This is a genomic window from Streptomyces sp. NPDC002386 (assembly GCF_053593175.1).
Genome location: NZ_JBSFBX010000026.1, coordinates 1 through 20,147, shown reverse-complemented (window position 1 = coordinate 20,147; position 20,147 = coordinate 1). Strand labels below are relative to the sequence as shown.

At 70.9% G+C, this 20,147-nt stretch carries 14 protein-coding genes and 1 pseudogene; 10 read left to right on the top strand and 5 right to left on the bottom strand.

Features of this window, described 5'->3' with window-relative positions:
- Window positions 1-91: 91 nt before the first annotated feature.
- Complete coding sequence (gene hflX / locus ACWCPN_RS33895) at window positions 92-1,582, top strand: GTPase HflX (RefSeq protein ID WP_365129903.1); 1,491 nt, start codon at window positions 92-94, stop codon at window positions 1,580-1,582.
- Between the two features lie 81 nt (window positions 1,583-1,663).
- Here hflX and ACWCPN_RS33890 read toward each other — a convergent pair.
- The 3 genes and pseudogenes from ACWCPN_RS33890 to ACWCPN_RS33880 form a co-directional block, all read right to left on the bottom strand.
- Window positions 1,664-2,038 (bottom strand): annotated as a pseudogene (locus ACWCPN_RS33890) (hypothetical protein); the annotation flags it as partial.
- A 191-nt stretch (window positions 2,039-2,229) separates the two neighbouring features.
- A complete protein-coding gene (locus ACWCPN_RS33885; RefSeq protein WP_451214291.1) occupies window positions 2,230-3,462 on the bottom strand; it encodes a trypsin-like serine peptidase in 1,233 nt (410 codons plus the stop codon).
- 310 nt (window positions 3,463-3,772) lie between these two features.
- On the bottom strand, window positions 3,773-4,747 hold the full coding sequence (locus ACWCPN_RS33880; RefSeq protein ID WP_451214288.1) for an alpha/beta hydrolase: 975 nt from the start codon (window positions 4,745-4,747) through the stop codon (window positions 3,773-3,775).
- A gap of 369 nt (window positions 4,748-5,116) precedes the next feature.
- Between ACWCPN_RS33880 and ACWCPN_RS33875 the strand changes: the two genes are divergently transcribed.
- From ACWCPN_RS33875 to ACWCPN_RS33860, 4 genes are all read left to right on the top strand, one after another.
- Window positions 5,117-6,589 carry a diaminobutyrate--2-oxoglutarate transaminase family protein gene (locus ACWCPN_RS33875; protein WP_451214285.1) on the top strand — a complete coding sequence of 491 codons (1,473 nt, stop codon included), beginning with the start codon at window positions 5,117-5,119 and terminating at the stop codon, window positions 6,587-6,589.
- A gap of 258 nt (window positions 6,590-6,847) precedes the next feature.
- The gene (locus ACWCPN_RS33870) at window positions 6,848-8,800 is read left to right on the top strand and encodes an IucA/IucC family protein (protein WP_451214282.1); all 1,953 of its coding nucleotides are present in this window, start codon (window positions 6,848-6,850) and stop codon (window positions 8,798-8,800) included.
- Between the two features lie 67 nt (window positions 8,801-8,867).
- Window positions 8,868-9,542: a GNAT family N-acetyltransferase gene (locus ACWCPN_RS33865; RefSeq protein ID WP_451214279.1), complete on the top strand. Its 675-nt coding sequence runs from the start codon at window positions 8,868-8,870 to the stop codon at window positions 9,540-9,542.
- Window positions 9,543-9,735: 193 nt separating this feature from the next.
- Entirely contained in the window at window positions 9,736-11,727 is a 1,992-nt protein-coding gene (locus ACWCPN_RS33860; protein ID WP_199212272.1) for an ATP-dependent DNA helicase, read from the top strand.
- Window positions 11,728-11,883: 156 nt separating this feature from the next.
- Here ACWCPN_RS33860 and lexA read toward each other — a convergent pair whose 3' ends face one another.
- Window positions 11,884-12,663: a transcriptional repressor LexA gene (lexA, locus tag ACWCPN_RS33855; RefSeq protein WP_199212273.1), complete on the bottom strand. Its 780-nt coding sequence runs from the start codon at window positions 12,661-12,663 to the stop codon at window positions 11,884-11,886.
- Between the two features lie 565 nt (window positions 12,664-13,228).
- Between lexA and nrdR the strand changes: the two genes are divergently transcribed.
- Together nrdR and ACWCPN_RS33845 are read left to right on the top strand one after the other, a co-directional pair.
- The gene (nrdR, locus tag ACWCPN_RS33850; protein WP_365129897.1) at window positions 13,229-13,777 is read left to right on the top strand and encodes a transcriptional regulator NrdR; all 549 of its coding nucleotides are present in this window, start codon (window positions 13,229-13,231) and stop codon (window positions 13,775-13,777) included.
- Window positions 13,778-13,942: 165 nt separating this feature from the next.
- Window positions 13,943-16,840 (top strand): vitamin B12-dependent ribonucleotide reductase, encoded by a 2,898-nt coding sequence (locus tag ACWCPN_RS33845; protein ID WP_451214274.1) that lies wholly within the window; start codon window positions 13,943-13,945, stop codon window positions 16,838-16,840.
- A 76-nt stretch (window positions 16,841-16,916) separates the two neighbouring features.
- Here the strand turns inward: ACWCPN_RS33845 and ACWCPN_RS33840 are convergent, their stop codons facing one another.
- Window positions 16,917-17,450, bottom strand: a complete 534-nt coding sequence (locus ACWCPN_RS33840) for a TerD family protein (protein WP_451214272.1) — start codon at window positions 17,448-17,450, stop codon at window positions 16,917-16,919.
- Between the two features lie 151 nt (window positions 17,451-17,601).
- Here ACWCPN_RS33840 and ACWCPN_RS33835 point away from each other — a divergent pair, with 151 nt between their 5' ends.
- From ACWCPN_RS33835 to ACWCPN_RS33825, 3 genes are all read left to right on the top strand, one after another.
- Complete coding sequence (locus ACWCPN_RS33835) at window positions 17,602-18,207, top strand: YdbC family protein (protein ID WP_392293230.1); 606 nt, start codon at window positions 17,602-17,604, stop codon at window positions 18,205-18,207.
- A gap of 173 nt (window positions 18,208-18,380) precedes the next feature.
- Complete coding sequence (locus tag ACWCPN_RS33830; RefSeq protein WP_199212278.1) at window positions 18,381-19,040, top strand: histidine phosphatase family protein; 660 nt, start codon at window positions 18,381-18,383, stop codon at window positions 19,038-19,040.
- Window positions 19,041-19,052: 12 nt separating this feature from the next.
- The gene (locus tag ACWCPN_RS33825) at window positions 19,053-19,958 is read left to right on the top strand and encodes an ADP-ribosylglycohydrolase family protein (protein WP_451214269.1); all 906 of its coding nucleotides are present in this window, start codon (window positions 19,053-19,055) and stop codon (window positions 19,956-19,958) included.
- Window positions 19,959-20,147: the final 189 nt, after the last annotated feature.

The following is a 20,147-nucleotide window of genomic DNA, read 5'->3' as shown; positions in this document are numbered from 1 at the left end:
GGCGCGGCACGGGACACGGGAATCTCCCGGGGTACCCGCGCGTTGTTCACAATGAGCGCCGACCCGGCATTCCCACCGACGTAAGGATCCAATGACCTCCTCTTCTTCCCCTTCCCAGGACACCAAGCGCCTCGCGCACGACTATCCCGAAGGTCTTCGGGCCGATGCCCTGATGGAAGAGGACGTCGCCTGGAGCCACGAGATCGACGGCGAGCGGGACGGCGAGCAGTTCGACCGCTCCGAGCGGGCGGCGCTGCGCCGCGTAGCGGGCCTCTCCACCGAGCTGGAGGACGTCACCGAGGTCGAGTACCGCCAGCTCCGCCTGGAGCGGGTCGTGCTCGTCGGGGTCTGGACCAGCGGAACCATCCAGGACGCGGACAACTCCCTCGCGGAGCTGGCCGCCCTCGCGGAGACCGCGGGCGCGCTCGTGCTCGACGGCGTGATCCAGCGCCGGGACAAGCCCGACGCGGCCACCTACATCGGCTCCGGCAAGGCGCTGGAGCTGCGCGACATCGTCATCGAAACGGGCGCGGACACCGTCATCTGCGACGGTGAGCTGAGCCCGGGCCAGCTCATCCAGCTCGAGGACGTCGTCAAGGTCAAGGTCATCGACCGTACGGCCCTGATCCTCGACATCTTCGCGCAGCACGCCAAGTCCCGAGAGGGCAAGGCGCAGGTCGCCCTGGCGCAGATGCAGTACATGCTGCCCAGGCTGCGAGGCTGGGGTCAGTCGCTGTCCCGCCAGATGGGTGGCGGTCGCGGCGGTCTGGCCACCCGTGGCCCCGGTGAGACCAAGATCGAGACGGACCGGCGCCGGATCCGCGAGAAGATGGCGAAGATGCGCCGTGAGATCGCGGACATGAAGACCGGCCGCGAGATCAAGCGCCAGGAGCGCCGGCGCAACAAGGTGCCGTCCGTCGCCATCGCGGGCTACACCAACGCCGGCAAGTCCTCCCTGCTCAACCGTCTGACGGGCGCGGGCGTCCTGGTCGAGAACGCGCTGTTCGCGACCCTGGACCCGACCGTCCGCCGGGCCGAGACCCCGAGCGGGCGGCTGTACACGCTGGCCGACACCGTCGGTTTCGTCCGGCACCTGCCGCACCACCTGGTCGAGGCGTTCCGCTCCACCATGGAGGAGGTCGGCGACTCCGACCTCATCGTGCACGTGGTGGACGGCTCGCACCCGGTCCCGGAGGAGCAGTTGGCCGCCGTGCGCGAGGTGATCCGGGACGTCGGCGCCACCGACGTGCCCGAGATCGTCGTGATCAACAAGGCGGACGCGGCCGACCCGCTGGTGCTCCAGCGGCTGCTGCGGGTGGAGAAGCGCTCCATCGCCGTCTCGGCCCGCACCGGCCAGGGCATCGAGGAACTGCTCACGCTGATCGACAACGAGCTGCCCCGCCCCTCGGTCGAGGTCGAGGCGCTCGTCCCGTACACCCACGGCAAGCTCGTCGCCCGCGCCCATACCGAGGGCGAGGTGATCTCCGAGGAGCACACCGCGGAGGGCACCCTGCTCAAGGTCCGGGTGCACGAGGAACTGGCCGCGGACCTGGCGCCCTACACACCGACGCCCACGGCCTGACCCCAGGGCGACCCGGCGTGTGCGAGAGGCCCGCCACCCCGTTCCGGGTGGCGGGCCTCTCGTCATGGGTCGACGGCCGCGTCACCGTCCGCCGTACGCGCGGCTCACGTCCAGGTAGAGCGCCTCGGCCTCCTTGCCGAGCCGCGGGCCGGCGAGCCAGGTGTTGGTGACCGGCCCGATCGAGGTGTTCGACACCAGCTCGGTCCTGCCGTTCACCACCCGGAACCAGCCGCCGCCGGAGGAGCCACCGGTCATCGTGCAGCCGATCCGGTACATGGTGGGCAGCGACGGACTCAGCGCCAGCCGGCCCGGCCGGTCCAGGCACTTGAACATCTTCAGCCCGTTGTACGGCGGTGCCGCCGGGTAGCCCCAGGCGCCCATGCTCGCCACCTCGGTCGCGGACGGCGCGGAGAAGTCGACGTCGAGCGCCGCGCCGACCGTCTCCTCCAGCGACTTCGGGTACGGCGTCCGCTCCGCCTCGGCCGGCACCGGCCGCGGCTCCGGATCGCTGACGCCCCGCCCGGCCGCCGCATCCTCGGTGACCGTCTTGTCGGCCTCCTCGGCCGAAGGCGTGGGGCCGGGGCCGGACGGCGGCGAGGTCCCGCGGACATCTCGCCGCCGTACGGCCCCGTGTACCGCGGTGGGCGCTACTGCCCGGCGAACTTCTTGCTGACCGAGTCGTAGACGCCCTTGGCCACGTCGCCCAGACGGGGACCCGCCAGCCAGCCCGCGCGCACCGGGCCGATCGAGGTGTTGGACACCAGGGCGGGCTTGCCGTCCGAGCCGGTCTCCACCCAGCCGCCGCCGGAGGAGCCGCCGGTCATCGTGCAGCCGATGCGGTACATCGTCGGGTCCGACTTGCCGAGGGACAGCCGGCCCGGCTTGTCCTGGCACTGGTAGGCGAGCTGGCCGTCGTACGGAGCCGCCGCCGGGTAGCCCGTCGCCGTGATGCTCTGCACCTTCGGCACGGCCGGGGCGCCGAAGTTCACCGGGAGCGCTCCGCCGACCGTCTCCTCCAGCGACTTGCCCGCGTTGCCCTGCTCCGGCGTCACATGGATGACCGCGAAGTCGTAGGAGGCGCCGTTGCCGCCGGTGCGGCCGCCCTGGTCGATCCACTGCTGCGAGGTCTTCGCCGCGTCGGCCCACCAGACGCCGTACGGGGCGACCTCGGCCCGGCTCGCGTTCTGCAGCTGGGCGTTCGACTTGCCCTGGTTGTTGTACGACGGCACGAACGCGATGTTGCGGTACCAGCCACCGCTCTTGCCGGCGTGCACACAGTGGCCGGCCGTCCAGAGGAGATTCGACTTGCCCGGGTGCGCCGGGTCCTGCACGACCGTCGCCGAGCAGACCATCGTGCCCTCGGGGGAGTCGAAGAAGACCTTGCCCGACGCGGCCGCGCTGGTGTGGTACGGCGGCCTGACCGCCTGTGCCGTCACCGGCGCCGGGGTCGGGTCCGTCACGCCCTGGTCACCGGAGATGTCGTTGTCGTCGACACGCTTGGCCGGGTCGTCGGCGTCCCGCATCCGGTCCGGGTTCCACAGGCCCTTGATGATTGGGTTGACGAAGTCGTTGGCCTCGCGCAGCCAGTCGTCCCTGTCCCAGTTCTTCCAGGCGCCGTTCTTCCACTTGTCGACATCGATCCCGTGCTCCTTGAGCTTCTGACGGATGTCGTCCGGAATCTTGATCTTGCCGTCGCCGGTGCCGCCCTGGGTCGCGGTGGCGGTCGGCCTGTCGTCGGCGTTGTCGTCGCCGTCGCCGTTGCAGGCCGTGGCGGTCAGCGCCAGCGCCGAGACGAGGGCGACCGTCGCCAGCACGGGGGAGGTCCTGCGCGGCGCGCCCCTCCCTCGGCGAACGGTGAACGACGGCCGTATGGATCGCATTCTGTTGACTCCCCCTGCTGTGAAGGTACTCGGCGCTTCGGTCCAGCCACCGGCACCGCACTCATGGGGAGTTGACGCCGGTCCACTGGTCCGCTGGGAACGGCATCACACACTATGCGTTCGCTGTGGGGGAGTTCCGACGGTCCGGCAACGGTTCGGCTACAAGCGGCCTGACCTGGAAGCACACGAGCCGCGGTGCCGTGCCCTCACCTCGTGGAGGACACGGCACCGCGGCTCGGCCGATTCGGGAACGCGGGCGCCCGCGAGCAGGGGGGAACGGGGCCCGGCAGCGCCCGGTGGGTCGGGAACCTCAGTCGCCGTGCAGGGCGTTCCTGATGGCACCGACGGCGATCCCGCGGGCGACGCCGGTCGCATGGCAGTCGCGCAGGCTGTCGAGCATCAGGAAGTCGTGCACCATGCCGAGCACCCGCACGGCGGTGACCGGCACGCCTGCCTCCCGCAGCCGGGCCGCGTAGGCCTCGCCCTCGTCGCGCAGCACGTCGGCCTCGTCGGTGATCACGACGGCGGGCGGCAGGCCCCTCAGGTCGTCGAGGGAGGCGCGCAGCGGCGAGGCATAGCGCTCCTTCCGCTGGGAGTCGTCGGTCGTGTACTGGTCCCAGAACCAGAGCATGCCGTCCCGGGTGAGGTAGTAGCCCTCGGCGAACTGCAGATAGGACGCGGTGTCGAAGTTCGCGTCGGTCACCGGGTAGAGCAGGACCTGGGCGGCGAGGCGGACGTCACCGCGGTCCTTCGCCATCTGGGCGAGGACCGCCGACATGTTGCCGCCGACGGAGTCGCCGCAGACGACCATGCGTGAGGCGTCGAGACCCGTCTCCGCACCGTGCTCCACGACCCACCGCGCGACGGCGTAGTTCTGCTCGATCTGGGTGGGGTACCTGGCCTCGGGCGCACGGTCGTAGACGGGGAAGACCGCGGCCGCGTTCGCCCCGACGGCCAGCTCGCGCACGAGACGGTCGTGGGTGTTCTCGTCGCCGAAGACCCAGCCGGCGCCATGGATGTAGAAGATCACCGGCAACGGGCCCTCGGCACCCCGGGGCCTGACGACGCGGACGCGGACGGTGCCCCACTCACCGGCGTCGACGTCGGTCCAGCTCTCGTCGACGGCAGGCTTCTCCACCCCTTCACCGGTCTGCAGGCCGGCCAGGATGTCGCGCCCCTGCGCGGGAGGCACCTCGTAGATGCGGGGGTGCGGCGCGGTGGCGTCGGCGAGTTCCTTCGCCGCGGGCTCGAGCTGCGGGGTGGGCGGCGGGGGCAGGTTCGTCATGAGCAACCTCCAGGGGCTTTCCGGCGCGGTGCGATCAGGGGTGCCGGGCGGCGTCGGCCGGTTCCGGGCACGCTGTCTTCCAGCCTGCGCTGACACCGGGTGGGCGGCATCACGAGCGGCGAGCGGGTCAGGCGACGGGCGCACCAGGGTCTGCCACGGGCGCGAGGGCGCGGGGGCGGGGGCATCGGACGCATCGGCCGCCTTCCGGGGATCACGGGGACAGGGGTCCACCGATCACGGGGATTGCGGGGATTGCGGGGCAACCCGTAACCCGTGGGCCGGTCCGCGGTTGTAGGGGTGGGGGGTCGGCTGTGTGTGCCCGGTCCCCGCGGATCAACCGCCTCTGGACAGCGGGGAGGACAGCGAGTCGTGGCCGTGACCGAGTCGGTGGCTGAAGGTGCGTACGGGGAAGAGCGCGCGGTGCACGAGGGGATCCTCAGGCGCCAGTCGGCGCGTGAGTCCGCGGCACGCACCTACGCGCGCGCTCTGCCCATCGTGCCCGTGCGGGCGCGGGGACTGACCATCGAGGGCGCCGACGGCCGCCGCTACCTGGACTGCCTCTCGGGCGCCGGGACCCTCGCACTCGGCCACAACCACCCGGTGGTCCTGGAGGCCATCCGCCGGGTCCTCGACTCCGGCGCCCCGCTCTCCGTCCTCGACCTGGCGACGCCGGTGAAGGACGCCTTCATCACCGAGCTGTTCCGTACCCTGCCGCCCGGGCTCGCCGACCGTGCCCGGGTGCAGTTCTGCGGACCGGCCGGCACCGACGCCGTCGAAGCGGCGCTCAAACTGGTCCGCACCGCGACCGGACGCACCGGCATGCTCGCCTTCACCGGTGCCTACCACGGCATGACGGCCGGGGCCATGGCCGCCTCCGGCGGAGCCGGCGACGTACGGGTCGCGCGGCTGCCGTACCCGCAGGACTACCGCTGCCCCTTCGGCATCGGCGGCCCGCGCGGTGCCGAACTCGCCGCCCGCTGGACCGAGTCCCTCCTGGACGACCCGAAGTCGGGCGTGCCGCTCCCCGCCGGGATGATCGTCGAACCCGTCCAGGGCGAGGGCGGTGTGATCCCGGCGCCGGACGACTGGCTGCGCCGCATGCGGGAGATCACTGCCGAGCGGTCCGTCCCGCTGATCGCCGACGAGATCCAGACCGGCGTCGGCCGCACCGGCGCCTTCTGGGCGGTGGAGCACAGCGGTGTCACACCCGACGTCATGGTCCTCTCCAAAGCCATCGGCGGCAGCCTCCCGCTGGCCGTGGTCGTCTACCGCGACGACCTCGACGCCTGGCAGCCCGGCGCCCACGCGGGCACCTTCCGCGGCAACCAGCTGGCCATGGCCGCCGGCACCGCGACCCTGGCCCACGTACGGGAGAACGGTCTCGCCCAGCGGGCCGCCGCCTTGGGCGCGCGGATGCTGTCCCAACTCCGGCACTTGCAGAGTGCGTTTCCGTGCGTCGGTGACGTCCGGGGACGCGGCCTCATGATCGGCATCGAGCTGGTGGATCCGGAGAGCGAGGCAACCGGACCGGCTGAGGACTTCTTCGCCGGTGATCACCAGGCCGCCGCCGAAGCCCACCGGGCAACCCCCGCACCGCACCGCGCCGACCCCGAGCTCGCGGCAGCCGTCCAGCGGGAGTGCCTCCACCGCGGGCTCATCGTGGAACTCGGCGGTCGCCACGCCGGCGTCGTACGTCTCCTGCCTCCGCTGACCATCTCCGACGAGCAGGCGGCAGCCGTCATGGACCGTCTGGCCGACGCCGTGGCAGCGGCAGCCGGCCGACAGCGGGACCGGGGCCGCCGACACCGCCCCCACGACAACCTCGTCCCCGGCCACGGCTAGCCGCCCCACGAGAGCGGCCCCATCACCAGGACCCAGGAGCCACCCACGCGCTACCCCCTTCGTTCCGTTCGCCAGCGGACAGCGCGTGCGACGTGACCGCTCGGCCCCGGCCCCGGCGCCAGGACCGGACGACCGCACGGAGACACCACCGCAAGGCCGCGCCACCCCACGGCGGCCGGGCGGACGACGGGACGCCGCCCTGACGCGAACACGCTGACGCCCCCGCTACCCCAGCCCACCCCTCCTCGAGGAGCCGCCTTGAACGCCACCCCCGCACCCGACGGCCGTTCCGGCAGCCCCGACGAACAGGGCGACTCCGGAACCCAGCCTTCCCACGTGCCGCTCGCCGATTCCTTCCCCCAGCAGAAGCGACGGGCCCCGGACCTCGTGAGCGCGGGAGCCCTCGGCGCCGACCCGCTGGAGGACCCCGATCCCGGCACCGCCGCCCAGGCAGCCACCGTCGAGAACCTCCTGCGCTGCTGGGTACGGGAGACCGGTCTCACCGCCCCCGCCCCCGGTACCCTCCGCATCCCGCTGCTCCGCAGTGGCACCGCGCTGATCGTCCAGGTCCGGCACTGGTCCCCGGCGGGCTGGCACCGCTTCGGGCCGGTCCGTCTCGCCGGCGCCGAGACGGCTCCGCCCGTCGACGCGATCACCCTCGCGGCGCTCCTCGCCAGGGAGACCCCCGAGGGCACCACCCCCGGCACCGCGAGTATCCCCGAGCAGCCGGGGGTCGCAGGCGACGGTGGAGATCTGGTCGCAAGGGTGGCCGACTCCCTGCGCCGCACCGAGACGTTCATCAGCGAGCGGCGCGCACACCCGGCCGACGGCCCCGACCTCTTCCTCAGCGCCGAGCAGTCCCTCCTCCTCGGACATCCCCTGCATCCCGCCCCGAAGAGCCGGGAAGGCCTGACCGAGGCCGAGGGCCCGCTGTACTCACCGGAGTCGCGCGGCTCGTTCCCGCTGCACTGGTGGGCCGTGGCCCCCTTCCTCCAGGCCGCCGACTCCGCCTGGACCGAGCGCGGCCGTACCGTTCCCGCGGACCGGCTCACCCAGCGGCTCGCCGGAACATCCCTTCGCCTCCCCGACGGATACGCCGCGCTGCCGCTGCACCCCTGGCAGGCCAGGGAACTCAGGCACCGCGATGCGGTCGCCGAACTGCTCGACTCCGGAACCCTCCGCGACCTCGGTCCGTCCGGCTCACCCTGGCATCCCACCTCCTCCGTACGCACCGTCCATCGATCCGGTGCCCCCGCGATGCTGAAACTGTCGCTGGGCCTGCGCATCACCAACTCCCGTCGCGAGAACCTGCGCAAGGAACTCCACCGCGGAGTCGAGGTGCACCGGTTGCTGCGCGGCGGGCTGGCCCGCCAGTGGCAGGCCGCGCACCCCGCCTTCGACATCGTCCGCGACCCCGCCTGGCTCGCCGTCGACGACCGGGACGGGCGTCCCCTGCCCGGCCTCGACGTCGTGATCAGGCACAATCCGTTCACCCCGGCCGACGACGTGAGCTGTCTGGCCGGGCTCGTCTCGCCCCGGCCACTCGCGGAACCGGATACGGACCCGTGGCCGACCAAGGGACCCTGGGCCCTGCGGTCCCGGCTGTCGCAACTCGTCGCGCGGCTCGCCGCACGCACCGGGCGCCCCGTCGGAGCCGTCGCCGCGGAGTGGTTCCTGCGCTATCTGGAGCAGGTCGTACGGCCGGTGCTCTGGCTGGACAGTGAGGCCGGCATCGCCCTCGAGGCGCACCAGCAGAACACGCTGGTCCTGCTCGACCGCGACGGCTGGCCCGCCGGCGGCCGGTACCGCGACAACCAGGGCTACTACTTCCGCGAGTCCCGGCGGGCCGAACTCGACGCGCGGCTGCCCGGGATCGGAACGCGCAGTGACACCTTCGTCGCGGACGAGGTGACCGACGAACGCTTCGCGTACTACCTCGCTATCAACAACGTGCTCGGGCTGATCGGCGCCTTCGGCTCCCAGCAACTCGCCGACGAGGGACTGCTTCTCGCCGCGTTCCGCGGCTTTCTCACCGATGCCGCCTCGGGCCCGATCGCTCTGCGTACCCCGCTGCCCGGCCTGCTGCTCGACTCACCCGTACTGCGCTGCAAGGCCAACCTGCTGACCCGGCTGCACGGCATGGACGAACTCGTCGGCCCGGTCGACACCCAGTCCGTCTACGTCGCCATCGCCAACCCCCTCCACTCCTGAACGAACAGCTCTGCTCCCGCGCGTCTCCCGCGCACCCTCCACCTCCTCTTGCCGAAAGGAGCGCACCGTGCCCTCCACCGACACCAGCACCGACACCGCATCTCCCGAGGACGGCGAGGCCACGCTGCATCTGCGCCTGCCCGCCGAGTTCGTCGCCCTCTTCGCCACCGCCGACCTGCTCGACGACGTGTCCGGCTGGGGGCCGACCATCACCCCCGTGGGCCTCTTCCACCTGGTCCCCGTGCGTCTCGAGGACGACCTGCCGCTCATCCACCGCTGGATGAACGACCCCGCTGTCGACGCCTTCTGGGAGCTGGCGGGGCCCATGGACAGGACCGAGGACCATCTGCGCGCCCAGCTCGACGGCGACGGCCGCAGCGTGCCGTGCCTGGGCGTGCTGGACGGCGTCCCCATGAGCTACTGGGAGATCTACCGGGCGGATCTCGATCCGCTGGCCCGCCACTGTCCGACTCGTCCGCACGACACCGGGATCCACCTCCTCGTCGGGGAGGCCGCCGACCGGGGGCGAGGACTGGGCTCCGCCCTGCTCAAGGCCGTGACCGATCTCGTTCTGGACCGTCGTCCCGCCTGTGCCCGGGTCGTCGCCGAGCCGGATGTCCGCAACACCGCTTCCGTCACCGCCTTCCTGCGCGCCGGGTTCCGATTCGCGTCCGAGGTCGAACTGCCCGGCAAGCGAGCCGCCCTCGTGGTCCGGGACCGCGTCCCGAACCAGCGGCCGTAGCCGATTGTGTCGACGTCGTCACATTGAGTACGAACGGCGGACCGGCGAGGTTCCCGGCCGCCTGGAAAAGATCCGGAAGCCCGGCGAAGCCGCCGCAGCCGATCCGCGCCCAAGGAGGCCCGGCAGTGATCCCGTCCCTCGCCCCCGCCTCGACCACCCGATTGTCAGTGCCGGGCCGTAGGGTGGTCGGGCTATGACGAAGCCCTCTCTCCCCGAACTCCTGCACGCCGCCGTCGCGGCCGTCGGCGGCACGGAGCGCCCCGGCCAGGTGACCATGGCCGAAGCGGTCGCCGAGGCGATCGACGACGGATCCCACCTGCTGGTCCAGGCCGGCACCGGCACCGGAAAGTCGCTGGGCTATCTCGTGCCCGCGCTCGCGCACGGGGAGCGGGTGGTCGTCGCCACGGCCACGCTCGCACTGCAGCGCCAGCTCGTGGAACGCGACCTGCCGCGCACGGTCGACGCCCTGCACCCGCTGCTGCGCCGACGTCCGGACTTCGCCATGCTCAAGGGCAGGTCGAACTATCTGTGCCTGCACCGCCTGCACGAGGGCATGCCGCAGGACGAGGAGGACGGGCTCTTCGACCAGTTCGAGGCCGCCGCGCCCACCAGCAAGCTGGGACAGGATCTGCTCCGCCTGCGTGACTGGGCCGACGAGACGGAGACCGGCGACCGTGACGGCCTGACGCCGGGTGTCTCGGACCGAGCCTGGGCGCAGGTGTCGGTGTCGTCCCGGGAGTGCCTGGGCGCGTCGAAGTGCGCCTACGGCGCCGAGTGCTTCGCGGAGATGGCGCGCGAGCGCGCCAAGCTCGCCGAGGTCGTCGTCACCAACCACGCCCTCCTGGCCATCGATGCCATCGAGGGCGCCCCGGTGCTGCCGCAGCACGAGGTGCTGATCGTGGACGAGGCGCACGAGCTCGTCTCCCGCGTCACCGGAGTCGCCACCGGCGAACTCACACCCGGCCAGGTCAACCGCGCCGTGCGCCGGGCGGCCAAGCTGGTGAACGAGAAGGCCGCCGACCAGCTCCAGACCGCCGCTGAGGGCTTCGAGCGGCTGATGGAACTGGCTCTGCCGGGCCGCCTCGAGGAGATCCCGGAGGACCTCGGCTACGCGCTGATGGCACTGAGGGACGCGGCCCGCACGGTCATCACCGCGCTTGGCTCCACCCGCGACAAGTCCGTCCAGGACGAGGACGCGGTCCGCAAGCAGGCGCTGGCCTCGGTCGAGACCGTGCACGACGTGGCGGAGCGCGTGGTCAACGGCTCCGAGTGGGACGTGGTCTGGTACGAGCGCCACGACCGCTTCGGCGCCTCTCTGCGTGTCGCGCCGATGTCGGTCTCCGGGCTGCTCAGGGAGAAGCTCTTCGCGGACCGCAGCGTCGTCCTCACCTCGGCGACGCTCAAGCTGGGCGGCGACTTCAACGGCGTCGGCGCCTCCCTGGGGCTAGGTCCCGAGGGTACGGAGGGCGAGGATCTGCCGCAGTGGAAGGGCGTGGACGTCGGCTCGCCCTTCGACTACCCCAGGCAGGGCATCCTGTACGTCGCGAAGCACCTCGCGCGCCCCGCGCGGGACGGCGAGCGCTCCGACATGCTCGATGAGCTGACCGAGCTGATCCAGGCGGCCGGTGGCCGCACCCTCGGACTGTTCTCCTCCATGCGTGCCGCGCAGCTCGCCGCGGAGGAGCTGCGCTCCCGGATCCCCGAGTTCCCCATCCTGCTCCAGGGCGAGGAGACGCTCGGCGAGCTGATCAAGAACTTCGCCGCCGACCCGCGGACCTGTCTGTTCGGCACGTTGTCGCTGTGGCAGGGCGTGGACGTCCCGGGGCCCAGCTGTCAGCTGGTGATCATGGACAAGATCCCGTTCCCGCGGCCCGACGACCCGCTGATGAGCGCCCGGCAGAAGGCGGTGGAGGACGCGGGCGGCAACGGCTTCATGGCCGTGGCCGCGACCCATGCGGCCCTTCTCATGGCCCAGGGCGCCGGCCGTCTGGTCCGCGCCTCGGGGGACCGTGGCGTGGTCGCCGTACTCGATCAGCGGCTCGCCACCGCGCGGTACGGCAGCTACCTCAAGGCGTCACTTCCCGACTTCTGGTACACCACGGACCGCAACCAGGTGCGCAAGTCGCTCGCGGCCATCGACGCGGCCGCGAGGCAGACGGAAGAGAAACAGACACAGGAGCAGTGAGCCGGCCGGTCCGGCCGGCGTCGGCCGGACCGCCACACGTGTGACGGTCGGTGCGGCCGTCCAGGGTGGTCCGCACAGCACAGGGCCCCGGAACCGGCGCAGGGGTCCCGGGGCCCGGTCAGGGGGGCGAGCCGTCCGGCCCGCCCGCCACGGCCGTCACACGCGGCGCAGCACGGCGACGACCTTGCCCAGAATGGTCGCGTCGTCGCCGGGGATCGGCTCGTAGGCGGCGTTGTGCGGCAGGAGCCAGACGTGTCCGTCCTCGCGCTTGAAGCGCTTCACGGTGGCTTCGCCCTCGAGCATCGCGGCGACGATGTCGCCGTTCTCGGCGACCGGCTGGCGCCGGACGGTGACCCAGTCGCCGTCGCAGATCGCGGCCTCGATCATGGAGTCACCGACGACCTTCAGGACGAACAGCTCGCCGTCGCCGACGAGCTGGCGGGGCAGCGGGAACACGTCCTCGACCGACTCCTCGGCGAGGATCGGTCCACCGGCGGCGATACGGCCGACCAGCGGGACGTAGGACGCGGCGGGCTTGCCGGCGGTGTCGGTGGGCTGCACCGTCACGGCCTGGTCGGAGCCGCGCACCTCGTACGCGCGCGGGCGGTGCGGGTCGCGGCGCAGGAAGCCCTTGCGCTCCAGTGCCATCAGCTGGTGCGCCACCGAGGACGTGCTGGAGAGGCCGACGGCCTGGCCGATCTCGCGCATGGACGGCGGATACCCGCGTCGCTGCACCGAATCCCTGATGACCTCGATCACCCGGCGCTGCCGGTCGGTGAGCCCTGAGCTGTCCGCCCGGATACCGGGAGGTCGGCCGGGCAGGGAGCGCTTGTGCCCCTCGGGATTCGTGGCTTCGTTCATCGCATGTACCGGCTCGACTCGGCCCATGGGGCGGTCCTGGGCGGTGATGGTGGCACTGTCTGCGGTGGTGGTCACGTCGGCCCCTCTCGATGGTCTCCCTGCTGGACAACGGTAGTTGCTTTCGAAAGGTTGCGCCAAACACACGTTCGAGTGAAAAAGTGCGATTCGCCTGACGCGATCATGTGTCTGGGTGTATAGCTAACGCGGCACCTGACGGGCAAAAGTGCCCATTGTTGTACTCTTCACCGCCGGGATCGGCGACCTTGCGGGTTGTGCCCTCAGTCTGCCACCCGGCACCCGGTGCACCCGGATCCGGCTCCCTTCTGCGCCGGAGTCCCACGTGGTCTCCGTGCGGCGCCCACGGTATCTCCGTAACCGCAGGATCGATACGTCCCTGCGCCCGCGTGTTCGGAAATGCCGGCAGCGGGTATCCGGGGCCTGCTCCTGCGCGACGACACGCGTAACCGCCTCGGTGTATGGGCCAAGCCCTACATCTAGTGGTTGGATGCTTACCGCAGCCCACAAGTTGTGGTCCCCCGGGTCTGAGATGGCTTCGCGATCGCCTATGCTTAGGGCTGCTTCGAGGGGCCCATGTGGTCCAGCGGGGCCATTGAGTCTGCTGTGAGGAGGGTTGGAGATCATGCACTGCCCCTTCTGCAGGCACCCCGACAGCCGCGTGGTCGACAGCCGTACGACCGACGACGGCACGTCGATCCGCAGGCGCCGCCAGTGCCCCGACTGCTCCCGTCGTTTCACGACCGTGGAGACGTGCTCGCTCATGGTGGTGAAGCGGTCCGGAGTGACCGAACCGTTCAGCCGCACCAAGGTCATCAACGGCGTGCGCAAGGCATGCCAGGGACGGCCCGTCACCGAGGACGCACTCGCCCAGCTCGGCCAGCGGGTCGAGGAGGCGGTGCGCGCCACCGGAAGTGCCGAGCTGACCACCCATGACGTGGGTCTGGCCATACTCGGCCCGTTGCAGGAACTCGACCTCGTCGCCTATCTGCGATTCGCCTCCGTCTACCGGGCCTTCGACTCGCTCGACGACTTCGAGGCCGCGATCGCGGAGCTGAGGCAGACGCGAGGCCCCGCCGCGGACGGCGAGGACGCGGGAGCGGGGAGCCAGGAAGACGAACGCGGGCCCGGAGGGACCGACGCGGTCCCCGTGCCCGCCCACGCCGCCGACTGACCGGCGCGTCGGAATCCGGACGGACGCCCGGGTTCCGGCTCGGGAGGCGGCGACCGAAGACCTGTTGCGGGTGGCAGTTGAGAGCCCCCGCGACACCAGACAGAACACCGTGCCACGGGAACATCGGGGCACTTCAGGGCGTTTTCGCCCGTACAGGGAGGCGGCATGACAGAGACGGCGAGCGGTCCGGCACGAGGTTCCCGAGCCAAGGGAGCCAAGGCGGGTAACAAGGGACTGCACATCGAGCGCATCCACACCACCCCCGGCGTACACCCGTACGACGAGGTGGCCTGGGAGCGCCGTGACGTCGTCATGACCAACTGGCGCGACGGCTCGGTCAATTTCGAGCAGCGTGGCGTCGAGTTCCCCGACTTCTGGTCGGTGAACGCGGTCAACATCGTCACCAGCAAGTACTTCCGGGGCGCTGTCGGCACCCCGCAGCGCGAGGTCAGCCTCAAGCAGCTGATCGACCGCATCGTGAAGACGTACCGGAAGGCCGGCGAGGACTACAAGTACTTCGCCTCGCCCGCCGACGCCGAGATCTTCGAGCACGAGCTGGCTTACGCCCTCCTGCACCAGATCTTCAGCTTCAACAGCCCCGTCTGGTTCAACGTCGGCACCACGCAGCCCCAGCAGGTCTCCGCCTGTTTCATCCTGTCCGTCGACGACTCCATGGAGTCGATCCTCGACTGGTACAAGGAAGAGGGCATGATCTTCAAGGGCGGCTCCGGCGCAGGCCTGAACCTCTCCCGCATCCGCTCCTCCAAGGAGCTGCTCTCCTCCGGTGGCAACGCCTCCGGCCCCGTCTCCTTCATGCGCGGCGCCGACGCCTCCGCCGGCACCATCAAGTCCGGTGGCGCCACCCGCCGCGCCGCCAAGATGGTCGTGCTCGACGTCGACCACCCCGACATCGAGGACTTCATCCAGACGAAGGTCAGCGAGGAGGAGAAGATCCGCGTCCTGCGCGACGCGGGCTTCGACATGGATCTGGGCGGCGACGACATCACGTCCGTCCAGTACCAGAACGCCAACAACTCGGTCCGCGTGAACGACGAGTTCATGTCGGCGGTCGAGTCGAGCGGCAAGTTCGGCCTGCGCGCCCGTATGACCGGTGAGGTCATCGAGGAGGTCGACGCCAAGGCGCTCTTCCGCAAGATCGCCGAGGCCGCCTGGGCCTGCGCCGACCCGGGCATCCAGTACGACGACACCATCAACAACTGGCACACCTGCCCCGAGTCCGGCCGGATCACCGCGTCGAACCCGTGCAGCGAGTACATGCACCTGGACAACACGTCCTGCAACCTGGCCTCGCTGAACCTGATGAAGTTCCTCAAGGACGACGGCAAGGGCCACCAGTCCTTCGAGACCGAGCGCTTCCAGAAGGTCGTCGAGCTGGTCATCACCGCGATGGACATCTCGATCTGCTTCGCGGACTTCCCGACCCAGAAGATCGGCGAGAACACGCGCGCGTTCCGCCAGCTCGGCATCGGCTACGCCAACCTCGGCGCCCTGCTGATGGCGACCGGCCACGCCTACGACTCCGACGGCGGCCGCGCCCTCGCCGGTGCCATCACCTCGCTGATGACCGGTACGGCCTACCGCCGCTCCGCCGAGCTGGCCGCCGTCGTCGGCCCGTACGACGGCTACGCCCGCAACGCCGACGCGCACAAGCGCGTCATGAAGCAGCACGCCGACGCCAACGGCGGGGCCGTCCGCATGGACGACCTGGACACCCCGGTCTGGGCCGCCGCCACGGAGGCCTGGCAGGACGTCGTCCGCATCGGCGACAAGAACGGTTTCCGTAACTCCCAGGCGTCCGTCCTCGCGCCGACCGGCACCATCGGCCTGGCGATGTCCTGCGACACCACCGGTGTCGAGCCCGACCTCGCGCTGGTGAAGTTCAAGAAGCTCGTCGGCGGCGGCTCGATGCAGATCGTCAACGGCACCGTCCCGCAGGCCCTGCGCCGCCTGGGCTACCAGGAGGAGCAGATCGAGGCGATCGTCGCCCACATCGCCGAGAACGGCAATGTGATCGACGCCCCCAGCCTCAAGCCCGAGCACTACGAGGTGTTCGACTGCGCCATGGGCGAGCGCGCCATCTCCCCGATGGGCCACGTCCGGATGATGGCCGCGATCCAGCCGTGGATCTCCGGCGCCATCTCCAAGACGGTCAACATGCCGGAGACGGCGACCGTCGAGGAGGTCGAGGAGATCTACTACGAGGCGTGGAAGCTGGGCGTCAAGGCGCTCGCCATCTACCGCGACAACTGCAAGGTCGGCCAGCCGCTCTCCGCCAAGACCAAGGAGAAGGAGAAGGCCGAGGTCACGGAGAAGGCGGAGGCCGCCATCCGCGAGACGGTCGAGAAGATCGTCGAGTACCGGCCGGTCCGCAAGCGCCTCCCCAAGGGCCGTCCCGGCATCACCACGTCCTTCACGGTCGGCGGCGCCGAGGGCTACATGACCGCCAACTCTTACCCCGACGACGGTCTCGGTGAGGTCTTCCTGAAGATGTCCAAGCAGGGCTCGACCCTCGCGGGCATGATGGACGCCTTCTCCATCGCCGTCTCCGTGGGTCTGCAGTACGGCGTGCCCCTGGAGACGTACGTCTCGAAGTTCACCAACATGCGCTTCGAGCCGGCCGGCATGACGGACGACCCGGACGTGCGGATGGCGCAGTCGATCGTCGACTACATCTTCCGCCGCCTGGCGCTGGACTTCCTGCCCTTCGAGACGCGCTCCGCGCTCGGCATCCACTCCGCCGAGGAGCGCCAGCGGCACCTGGAGACCGGCTCCTACGAGCCGGCCGACGACGAGGTCGACGTCGAGGGTCTGGCCCAGTCGGCGCCGCGCGCCCAGGAGCTGAAGGCGGTCGCCACGCCGAAGGCCGAGCCCGAGGTGGCCGCGCCGGCCCCGAAGCAGGCGCACACCAGCGCCGAGCTGGTGGAGATGCAGCTGGGCATCCAGGCCGACGCCCCGCTGTGCTTCTCCTGCGGTACGAAGATGCAGCGGGCCGGTTCCTGCTACATCTGCGAGGGCTGCGGCTCGACCAGCGGCTGCAGCTGATCGCACACCGTTCCTGAGGTAAGGGGCGCCGGCACTCAGCCGGCGCCCCTTACCCGTGCGCCTCCGCGCCTGGGCGTCAGGAGCTGCGTCTGCTGCCCATGACGCGGGGGAAGACCGCCGGATCCTCGTCGTAGCCGTGGACTCCCGGGTGGAAGGTCCATCCACCGGAGTCGTCCCGCAGGAACTCGCCGATCGTGGCCGCCGTGGCGTCGGGGACCGAGGCGAAGGTGTCCTCGCCGAGCACCGTGTAGCCCTCGCGGATGCGCATGGCCGGTCCGAGCACGTCGGAGAAGGTCCTGCGCCCGTTCTGCTGCTGGATGACCACACCGACCACCACGCGCGCGTACCGGCCGTCGAGCCGGTCGAGCTCGAGCGTCATGACCTCGTCCCAGCCGAAGCCCTTGCCGTCCGTGCTGTCCCGGTTGAGGAAGATCGTGCCGTCCGGCGAACGGCTGTCGAAGTGCACCAGATAGGCGGGCGCCCCGTACAGGTCGCCGGACTCGAACGGGCCCGCCACGATGTCCAGATCGGTCGGCGGGCGGCCCGCCGGACTGGGGTCCCACTTGAGCGCGACCTCGACCTTGCGGATTCCCTTGCTGAAGCCAGCCACGGGCTTCGCCACCCCCTTGAAGTGCCATACCTGTCAACTGCCCCGGCAATGGGGCCGTTTGTTCATCGTGCCACGCGCGCGGGGGAGCGTGCGCGGGTGATCTCAGCCGGAGCGTGACCGGCGCCACGCCCGGTGGCCTTACGATGGCGCGGTGCTGGTCAAGTGGATTCGCTGCACCGTGGTGGACCGCCGCGGGTTCGAGCGCGGGCAGCGGAAATGGGCGGGGCTTCCGGGGGAGCCGGGTTTTCGGGGCCAGGGCGGAGGCTGGAGCCGGCAGCGGCCCGGGGTGGCGCACATCTTCGCCTTCTGGGAGAGCCGCGCCTTCTACGACTCCTTCATGGCCCGCTCCCACGACCGCCTGGCGGCCGCCCAGTCCGGCACGTTCAAGGATTCCCAGGTCAAACTGTTCGAGTACCGGTTCGACGTGAAGACCGGCTTCGAGCCCCGGTTCACCGACTCGGACCTGATCCGTGTCGCCCTGTGCCGGGTCCACGAGGAACGGGTGGAGCACTTCACCCTCATGCAGGAGAAGGTCTGGAACCCTGCCATGGCCGGCTCGCCCGGCATGATCCGGGGCATGTTCGCCGAGGCACCCGAGCAGGAGTTCCTCATCCTGTCCATGTGGCGGTCGGCGGCCGAGCACGGCAAGTACCGCACCGAGCGGGTGGAGCGCCTCGCCCTGCGCGCCCAGACTGAGGCGGACATCGCGGCCCTGTCGGGTGACATCGTGGAGCTGGAGCCCTCCTGGACGGTCTGAACCGGGCGCCTCGAGCACGAGGTGCGGCCCCTGGACGGTTGGAAAAACCAACGCGGGCGTGACGCGGGAACGGTGCGCCCGTCGGTGCCCCCATGCGCGGGATACGTGTGACCTACGCCGTATGGGGCCCGTACGAGTGCTCCACAGTCCCCCGTTCGATCTAGGGTTTCGGCATGGCACGACCACGGCGCATCGTCCTTGTCCGGCACGGCGAGTCAACGGGCAATGTTGATGACTCCGTGTACGAGCGGGAGCCCGACCACGCTCTCGCCCTGACGGAACGCGGCTGGAGACAGGCCGAGGAGACCGGAAAGGAGATCCGGGAGCTCTTCGGCCGGGAACGCGTGAGCGTGTACGTGTCCCCCTACCGCCGTACCCACGAGACGTTGCGCGCCTTCCATCTGGACCCCGGCCTGATACGGGTGCGGGAGGAGCCCAGGCTGCGCGAGCAGGACTGGGGCAACTGGCAGGAGCGCGAGGACGTGCGCCTGCAGAAGGCGTACCGGGACGCCTACGGCCATTTCTTCTTCCGGTTCCCGCAGGGCGAGTCCGGCGCCGATGTCTACGACCGGGTCGGCGGCTTCCTGGAGAGCCTGTTCCGGAGCTTCGAGGCGCCGGATCATCCGCCGAACGTGCTGCTGGTGACGCACGGACTGGCGATGCGGCTGTTCTGCATGCGCTGGTTCCACTGGACCGTGGCCGAATTCGAATCGCTGTCGAATCCCGGGAACGCCGAGATGCGGACGCTCGTTCTGGGTGACGACGACAAGTACACCCTCAACCGGCCCTTCGAGCGATGGCGGGATCCGGTACCGCACTGGGGTTCCGGATAGAGTGGCAGACCGATGACCGCAGACTCCTCTTCTCTCGAGCGCCTGAACCGGGCCCTGGCCAGCCTGCGCGGACTGGCGGTGGGGGACGCGCTGGGCTCGCAGTTCTTCGTCCCGGCGAACTACCCCTTGCTCAAGCGCCGCGAGCTGCCCGCCGGCCCCTGGCAGTGGACCGACGACACGGAGATGGCCTGCTCCGTGGTGGCCGTCCTGGCCGTCCACCACCGCCTCGACCAGGACGCGCTGGCCCGCTCCTTCGCCGAGCACCACGACTTCGACCGCGGCTACGGCCCGGCCGTGAACAGGCTGCTCCGCCTCGTCCGTGAGGGTGAGGACTGGCGCGAGCTCGCGGCCGCCCTCTTCAACGGACAGGGGTCCTGGGGCAACGGCGCCGCGATGCGCATCGCGCCGCTCGGCGCCTGGTACGCCGACGACCCCGAGCAGGCGACCCACCAGGCGGAGATCTCGGCCTACCCCACGCACCAGCACCGGGAGGCCGTGGTGGGCGCGATGGCCGTCGCCGCGGCCGCCGCGCTGGCCGCCTCACCGGGCGGCCCGCCCGGCCCCGAGGCGCTTCTCGACGGTGTCATCGCACTCATCCCCAAGAGCGCAGTCGGCGCGGGTCTGCGCCGGGCCCGCGACATGCTCGACTACGGCGATCCGGCCACCGTCGCGGCCGTGCTGGGCTGCGGGCGCCGCACGTCGGCCCACGACACCGTCCCGTTCGCCCTCTGGTCCGCGGCGCGGGCCCTGGCCGACTTCGAGGCCGCGTTCTGGACGACCGCCCAGGTCGGCGGTGACGTGGACACGACCTGCGCGATCGTGGGCGGCGTGCTCGGCTCCGGCAAGGCGGGCACCCCTCCCGCGCGCTGGGTGGAGCGGACCGAGGCACTGCCCGACTGGCTGCCGAAGGGACTCTGAACCCTTCTCGGAACCGGAACACCGGCCACCGGGAACTCTCCGTGCTCGCCGGGAACTCTGTGTGAGCATCCGTCGTTCCGTAAGCAGCCGTCGTCCGCGTCGACGCGGCCCACCGCGCTGTCCGGGCCGGTGTACCGCGCGAGGGGGGCGGGTGGTGGCCGGTTGCGTCGCGGTGCCCGCCGGGGTTGT

Bases quoted from the DNA above. Each gene is read 5' to 3' on its own strand.
- hflX (WP_365129903.1), top strand. From the start codon at position 92: ATGACCTCCTCTTCTTCCCCTTCCCAGGACACCAAGCGCCTCGCGCAC.
- ACWCPN_RS33885 (WP_451214291.1), bottom strand. From the start codon at position 3,462: ATGCGATCCATACGGCCGTCGTTCACCGTTCGCCGAGGGAGGGGCGCG.
- ACWCPN_RS33880 (WP_451214288.1), bottom strand. From the start codon at position 4,747: ATGACGAACCTGCCCCCGCCGCCCACCCCGCAGCTCGAGCCCGCGGCG.
- ACWCPN_RS33860 (WP_199212272.1), top strand. From the start codon at position 9,736: ATGACGAAGCCCTCTCTCCCCGAACTCCTGCACGCCGCCGTCGCGGCC.
- nrdR (WP_365129897.1), top strand. From the start codon at position 13,229: ATGCACTGCCCCTTCTGCAGGCACCCCGACAGCCGCGTGGTCGACAGC.
- ACWCPN_RS33845 (WP_451214274.1), top strand. From the start codon at position 13,943: ATGACAGAGACGGCGAGCGGTCCGGCACGAGGTTCCCGAGCCAAGGGA.
- ACWCPN_RS33830 (WP_199212278.1), top strand. From the start codon at position 18,381: ATGGCACGACCACGGCGCATCGTCCTTGTCCGGCACGGCGAGTCAACG.
- ACWCPN_RS33825 (WP_451214269.1), top strand. From the start codon at position 19,053: ATGACCGCAGACTCCTCTTCTCTCGAGCGCCTGAACCGGGCCCTGGCC.